The following is a 6,490-nucleotide window of genomic DNA, read 5'->3' as shown; positions in this document are numbered from 1 at the left end:
AATGCTGGCTCGCAAGCTTGCTCGGATCGTATTCGCTCTGCTGAAAGGGCAAAGCGAATACCAACCAAAAGCGGCTTGAGGGCTTCCCCTCAACCATAGAATCTCCCACAGGTTCGTTGTTGTTTGCGGTTACAGCGCTGCCGCCTGGACCCAGGTCTGTTGTGCCTGGGTTAACTGCGCGCCGGCCGCTACAGCTCCTATGACCAGGATTGCCGGGCTCTTGAGCTCGAACGTGCTGGCATCGGCTTCCATCGAGGCCAAGTCACTGCGGCAGTCCCGTTGGTGGGGCAGGGAGGCGTTTTCGATCATGGCGACCGGGGTGTTCGCCGCCAGGCCGCCGGCCAGCAACTGCTCGCGGATTTCGCTCAGCTTTGCCACGCCCATGTACACCACCAATGTCGTCCCACTCTGAGCCAGGGCCTGCCAGTTCAGGCTGCTGTCATCTTGCGTATGGGCCGTGACCAGGGTCACACCCCGGGCGATGCCGCGTAGCGTCAGTGGAATATCGCACTGGGTCGCTCCCGCCAGGCCAGCGGTGATGCCGTTGACCAATTCCACCTCGACGCCATGTTCGCGCAGCCATTGCGCCTCTTCGCCGCCCCGACCGAAGATGCACGGGTCGCCGCCCTTGAGGCGTACCACGCATTTGCCCTGACGGGCATAGCGCAGCATCAAACGATGGATAAACGCCTGTGGTGTGGACCGGCATCCGCCGCGCTTGCCCACGGCGATGACACGGGCACCGGGGCAATGCTCCAGCACCGCCTCGTTGACCAAGTCATCGATCAACACCACGTCGGCTTCGCGCAGGGCGCGCACGGCTTTGAGGGTCAGTAATTCGGGGTCGCCAGGACCTGCACCCACCAGCCAGACTTTTGCGCTCATAGTGTTTTCCTCACGAGACTGCCGCCACCGGTCGCGCAGTGACGACCAGCAGACGCTTGATTTCCGGTACGCAGGAACCGCATTGCGTGCCGCACCCCAGTTCCTGTTTCAGCCCTTGCAGATCCAGGCCGCGTTCGATGCCCGCGCAGACCGCACGCTGGCTGACGTTCATGCAATTGCACAAGGTTTTGCCGCCGCCCAGCGCGGCGCCAGTGTTACCCGGTGGTGCGCTCAACGGCGCCAGCAACCAGCGTCGCAGCTGCTCGTCGGCACGACCTTCCAGCCATAGATTCTGCAGCCAGTGCCGGGCCAGGGTTTCACCGGCCAGACGGATAGCGGTGATGCGGCCATTTTCGATCCGCACCCGTTTGCCAATCGCGCGACGCGGATCGTCATAGGCCAGTACTGGCCCCTCGATCAGGCCCAGTTGTTCGTCAATGGCCTGCAGCAGTTGTGGTTCGGGCGCCAGGGCGCTGGCGGCGCGAATCAGCAGCGCCGGGCGCTCACGACCGGTAAGGCTCAGGCTGACGTAGGCAAACGCCTCACACAGCGGTCGCAGGGTTTCCAGATGCTGCTGGACATCGCCTTCGACCAGGGCGAAGAGCTGCCAGGGCAGGTTCACCGGTTCCAGGCGCACGCCGCTGTGCTTGAGTTCCGGTTGTTTCGAAAGTGGGTCGAACGCCGGCTGCGTCAGGGTATTGACCCCGCCCTTGAGGAAGCGGTCGCCCCAGTGCATTGGCAAAAAGGCCTGGCCGGGCCGAACGCTTTCGTCGCTGTCCACGGCCACGATCACGCTGCCGCGACGACTTTTCAGGCTGACCAGGTCGCCGGTTTTCAGGCGATGGCGAAGCAGTTCGTCGGGGTGCAGGCTGAGCACGGCCTCGTTTACATGGCCAAATAGCTGTGCAGCGGTGCCGGTGCGGCTCATGCCGTGCCATTGGTCCCGCAGCCGACCGGTGTTGAGGGTCAGCGGGAAGCGGGCGTCGCGCAGTTCCCTGGCGGCATGATAAGGATCGGCCACGAAACGGGCGCGGCCGCTGTCGGTAGGGAAAATCCCGTCCACGTACAGACGAGGCGTGCCTTTGGTAGCGCCCTCCGGGAACGGCCATTGCTGAGGGCCCAGTTGGTCGATCAACGAATGACTGATACCGGTCAAGTCCAGGTCCCGTCCTCGCGTCAGTTGCTTGTACTCGTCGAAGAGTTGGGCGGGCGCGTCAAAGGCGAACAGGCTGGGCTGGCCAGGGCGCAGACGTTTCTCCAGGCGCCGTGCGAAATCCACGGTGATCGCCCAGTCCGGCCGTGCTTCGCCCGGTGCGGCGATGGCGCGGCGAACGTGGGAAATGCGCCGTTCGGAGTTGGTCACCGAACCTTCTTTCTCACCCCAGCTGGCTGCCGGCAACAGCAGGTCGGCAAAGCCGGCGGTTTCGGTAGTCCGGAAGGCCTCTTGCAACACCACGAACGGGCAGGCCTGCAGGGCCTCGCGCACCGCTGTCTGGTCCGGCATCGATTGGGCCGGATTGGTGCAGGCGATCCACAGCGCCTTGATCTTGCCGCTGCGCACTTGCTCGAACAGTTCGATCGCACTCAGCCCTGTGGTGGCGGGCAGTTGCTCAACGCCCCAGTAGCGGGCAACTTCAGCGCGATGTTCCGGGTTGGCCGCTTCGCGGTGGCCCGGCAGCAGGTTCGACAGACTGCCGGTTTCCCGGCCGCCCATGGCATTGGGCTGGCCGGTCAGCGAAAAGGGCCCGGCGCCCGGCCGGCCGATCTGCCCAGTGGCCAGATGCAGGTTGATCAACGCGCTGTTCTTGGCGCTGCCGGCGGTGGATTGGTTCAAACCCATGCACCACAACGAGAGGAAACTCGATGCGGTACCAATGGACTCGGCGCACTGGTGCAGCTGTTCGACGCTGATGCCGCACAGTTGGGCGACCATGGTCGGTGTGTAATCGCGCACCAGATTCTTCAGGTCCGCCAGGCCTTCGGTGTGGGCCTTGATGAAGTCGCGGTCGATCCAGTCTTCCCAGAGCAGCAGATGCAGGATTCCATGGAACAGGGCGACATCGGTTCCTGGCAGAATCGCCAGGTGCAGGTCAGCCAGGTCGCAGGTGTCGGTGCGTCGCGGGTCGATGACGATGATTTTCATCTGCGGCCGGCGGGATTTGGCTTCTTCGAGGCGACGAAACAGGATTGGGTGGGCGTAGGCCATGTTGCTGCCGACGATCATCACGCAATCGCTCAGTTCCAGGTCCTCATAGCTGCAGGGTGGCGCGTCGGCGCCGAGGCTGCGCTTGTAGCCCACCACCGCCGATGACATGCACAGCCGGGAATTGCTGTCGATATTGTTGGTGCCAACCAACGCTCGGGCGAGTTTGTTGAAGGCGTAGTAATCCTCGGTCAGCAACTGGCCCGAGATATAGAAAGCCACGCTGTCAGGACCGTGTTCGGCGATGGTATCGGCGAACACGCTGGCGGCGTGATCCAGGGCGCTGTCCCAGTCGGTGCGGGTCCGGGCCAGGCCCTTGCTCAGGCGCAGTTCGGGATACAGGGCGCGTGCGGCGAGGTCGCCGGTCAGGTGCAGGGTCGAACCCTTGCTGCACAGTTTGCCGAAATTGGCTGGATGGGCGGGATCGCCGCTGACGCCGAGGATGCGCTCGTCGTCATGTTCGATCAGGACGCCGCAACCGACCCCGCAGTAACAGCAGGTCGAGGCAGTGGTCTGGCGGCTCATCAGCTTGCGTCCCGCAGTGCCAGCAGTACCCGGCCGTTTTCGACCCGTGCCCAATGATGATGGGCGCAGCCCACGTCCGGTGCCTGGGCCTGACCGGTTTCCAGATCGATCTGCCAGTTATGCAGCGGGCAGGCCACGCGTTTGCCATAGACCAAGCCCTGGGACAGCGGGCCCCCTTTGTGAGGGCAACGGTCATCGAGCGCGAAAACCTCATCGTCGCTGGTGCGAAAAATCGCGATATCGCCTTTCGGGCCGCTGATGATGCGCGAGCCCAGGGCATTGATGTCTTCCAGTGCGCAGATATCCAGCCAGTTCATGCCGGCACCTCCAGGTTCTTCACGGGGATGACTTCAAACTCTTTTTTCAACTGGGGTTGTTCCAGGCGCTGTTTCCACGGGTCCTGTTCCAGTGACAGGGAAAACTTCAGGCGTTCGTTGAGCGCTTTGCGCCGCACCGGGTCTTCGAGCACGGCTTTCCTGATGTGCTCCATGCCGACCCGTTGCAGGTAGTGCACGGTACGCTCCAGATAGAAAGCTTCTTCACGGTACAACTGCAGGAACGCGCCGTTGTATTCACGGACTTCCTCGGCTGTCTTGAGCTTGACGAAGAACTCGGCGACTTCGGTCTTGATGCCGCCGTTGCCACCGATGTACATCTCCCAGCCGGAGTCGACGCCGATAATGCCTACGTCCTTGATGCCGGCTTCCGAACAGTTGCGTGGGCAACCGGAGACGGCCAGTTTCACCTTGTGTGGCGACCACATGTTGAACAGGTCATGCTCCAGCTCGATGCCCAGTTGTGTGGAGTTTTGGGTGCCGAAGCGGCAGAATTCACTGCCCACGCAGGTTTTCACGGTGCGGATGGACTTGCCGTAGGCATGGCCGGACGGCATGTCGAGGTCTTTCCAGACACCGGGCAGGTCCTGCTTCTTGATCCCCAGCAAGTCGATGCGCTGCCCGCCGGTGACCTTGACCATGGGCACGCTGTACTTGTCAGCCACGTCGGCGATGCGTCGCAGCTCCGAAGGCGTGGTGACCCCGCCCCACATGCGCGGAACGACGGAATAGGTGCCGTCCTTCTGGATATTGGCGTGGGCGCGTTCGTTGATCAGGCGCGATTGCGGGTCGTCATGGGCTTCGCCGGGCCAGGTGGAAATCAGGTAGTAGTTCAGTGCCGGGCGGCAGGTGGCGCAGCCGTTCGGGGTGCGCCAGTTCAGATAGCTCATGGTGCCGGCAACGGTCAGCAAGTGCTCGTCGCGGATCGCCTGGCGAATCTGGCCGTGGTTGAGGTCGCTGCAACCGCAGATGGCTTTTTCACTTTTGGGCTTGACGTCCGCCGCGCCACCCACGGTGTTGATCAGGATCTGTTCCACCAACCCGGCGCAGGAGCCACAGGAACTGGCGGCCTTGGTGTGTTTTTTCACGTCGTCGACACTGAACAGGCCGTGTTCCTGGATGGCCTTGACGATGGTGCCCTTGCACACGCCATTGCAGCCGCAGACCTCGGCGGAGTCGGCCATGTTCATGGCTTTGTTCTGGCCCTGATGTCCTACGTCGCCCAGGGCGTTTTCGCCGAACATCAGATGATCGCGGATCTCGCTGATGGCGGCATTCTCACGGATCTGGCGGAAATACCAGCCGCCATCTGCCGTATCGCCGTACAGACAGGCACCGACCAGCACGTCATCCTTGATCACCAGTTTTTTATACACGCCGCCGATGGGGTCGGAGAGGGTGATGGTCTCGGTGCCTTCGCCGCCCATGAAATCACCGGCGGAGAACAGATCGATGCCGGTGACCTTGAGTTTGGTCGAAGTCACCGAGCCCTTGTAGGTGGCGAAACCCAGCTGGGCGAGGTGGTTGGCGCAAACCTTGGCCTGTTCGAACAGCGGGGCCACCAGGCCGTAGGCGGTGCCGCGGTGGTTGGCGCATTCACCGATGGCATAGATGCGCGGGTCATAGGTCTGCAGGGTGTCGTTGACCAGGATGCCGCGGCTGCACGGGATGCCGGACTTTTCCGCCAGTTCGACGTTGGGGCGGATACCGGCGGCCATCACCACCAGGTCGGCGGGAATGATGTCGCCGTTCTTGAACTGCACCGAGCCGACCCGGCCATTGCCGGCGTCGTGCAGGGCCTGGGTCTGTTCGTTGAGGCGGAATTTCAGGCCGCGGCTTTCCAGAGCGGTTTGCAGCAGCTGGCCGCTGGTCTTGTCCAGTTGTCGTTCCAGCAGCCAGTCACCGAGGTGCACCACCGTGACATCCATGCCCCGCAGTTTCAGGCCATTGGCCGCTTCCAGGCCCAGCAGGCCGCCCCCGATGACCACCGCGTGCTTGTGGGTCCTGGCGGTTTCGATCATCACCTGGGTGTCGGCAATGTCGCGGTAGCCGATCACGCCTTCCAGGGTGTGGCCGGGAATCGGCAGGATGAACGGCGTGGAACCGGTGGCGATCAGCAGGCGGTCGTATTCGGCCTCGGTGCCGTCTTCGGCGATGACCCGGCGCTTGACCCGGTCGATCTGCACGACTTTGCGGTTAAGCAACAGGTTGATGTTGTTGTCCTGATACCAGCTCAAGTCGTTGAGCACGATTTCTTCGAACGTCTGTTCACCGGCGAGCACGGGGGAGAGCAGGATGCGGTTGTAGTTGGTGTGCGGTTCGGCGCCGAACACCGTGATGTCGTACAGCTCGTTGCTGAGCTTGAGCAACTCTTCGAGGGTGCGCACGCCGGCCATGCCATTGCCGATCATCACCAGTTTGAGTTTTTTCATCAGGCTTCTCCGCGAACTCAGGCCCGTTTCATCACGGCGATCGGACTGGCTCGGTCATTTTCACGAAAACAAAAAAAGGCGTCTCGCTGGTGATCCAGCGAGGACGCCTT

General features: G+C 62.6%; 4 protein-coding genes. All 4 read right to left on the bottom strand.

Annotated features, from left to right (window positions below; all coding sequences use genetic code 11):
• Positions 1-129: 129 nt before the first annotated feature.
• Genes cobA through nirB form a run of 4 tightly spaced genes read right to left on the bottom strand, consistent with a single transcriptional unit; the run spans position 130 to position 6,380 of the window.
• Entirely contained in the window at positions 130-885 is a 756-nt protein-coding gene (gene cobA / locus EGM97_RS08560) for a uroporphyrinogen-III C-methyltransferase (RefSeq protein WP_238965235.1), read from the bottom strand.
• A gap of 10 nt (positions 886-895) precedes the next feature.
• Entirely contained in the window at positions 896-3,613 is a 2,718-nt protein-coding gene (locus EGM97_RS08555; protein ID WP_238965234.1) for a nitrate reductase, read from the bottom strand.
• Complete coding sequence (gene nirD / locus EGM97_RS08550) at positions 3,613-3,930, bottom strand: nitrite reductase small subunit NirD (protein WP_238965233.1); 318 nt, start codon at positions 3,928-3,930, stop codon at positions 3,613-3,615. Before nirD ends, EGM97_RS08555 begins: the two co-directional genes overlap by 1 nt.
• Positions 3,927-6,380, bottom strand: coding sequence for a nitrite reductase large subunit NirB (gene nirB, locus EGM97_RS08545; protein WP_238965232.1), 2,454 nt, complete (start codon positions 6,378-6,380; stop codon positions 3,927-3,929). The genes nirD and nirB overlap by 4 nt, the downstream gene beginning before the upstream one ends.
• Positions 6,381-6,490 lie beyond the last annotated feature (110 nt).

The sequence above is a fragment of the Pseudomonas sp. AF32 genome, from assembly GCF_022342325.2.
Lineage (GTDB): Bacteria > Pseudomonadota > Gammaproteobacteria > Pseudomonadales > Pseudomonadaceae > Aquipseudomonas > Aquipseudomonas uvaldensis.
The sequence above is the reverse complement of the archived record's forward strand: the minus strand, read 5'-3'. Positions and strand labels throughout refer to the sequence as shown.

Bases quoted from the DNA above. Each gene is read 5' to 3' on its own strand.
- EGM97_RS08555 (WP_238965234.1), bottom strand. From the start codon at position 3,613: ATGAGCCGCCAGACCACTGCCTCGACCTGCTGTTACTGCGGGGTCGGT.
- nirB (WP_238965232.1), bottom strand. From the start codon at position 6,380: ATGAAAAAACTCAAACTGGTGATGATCGGCAATGGCATGGCCGGCGTG.
- nirD (WP_238965233.1), bottom strand. From the start codon at position 3,930: ATGAACTGGCTGGATATCTGCGCACTGGAAGACATCAATGCCCTGGGC.
- cobA (WP_238965235.1), bottom strand. From the start codon at position 885: ATGAGCGCAAAAGTCTGGCTGGTGGGTGCAGGTCCTGGCGACCCCGAA.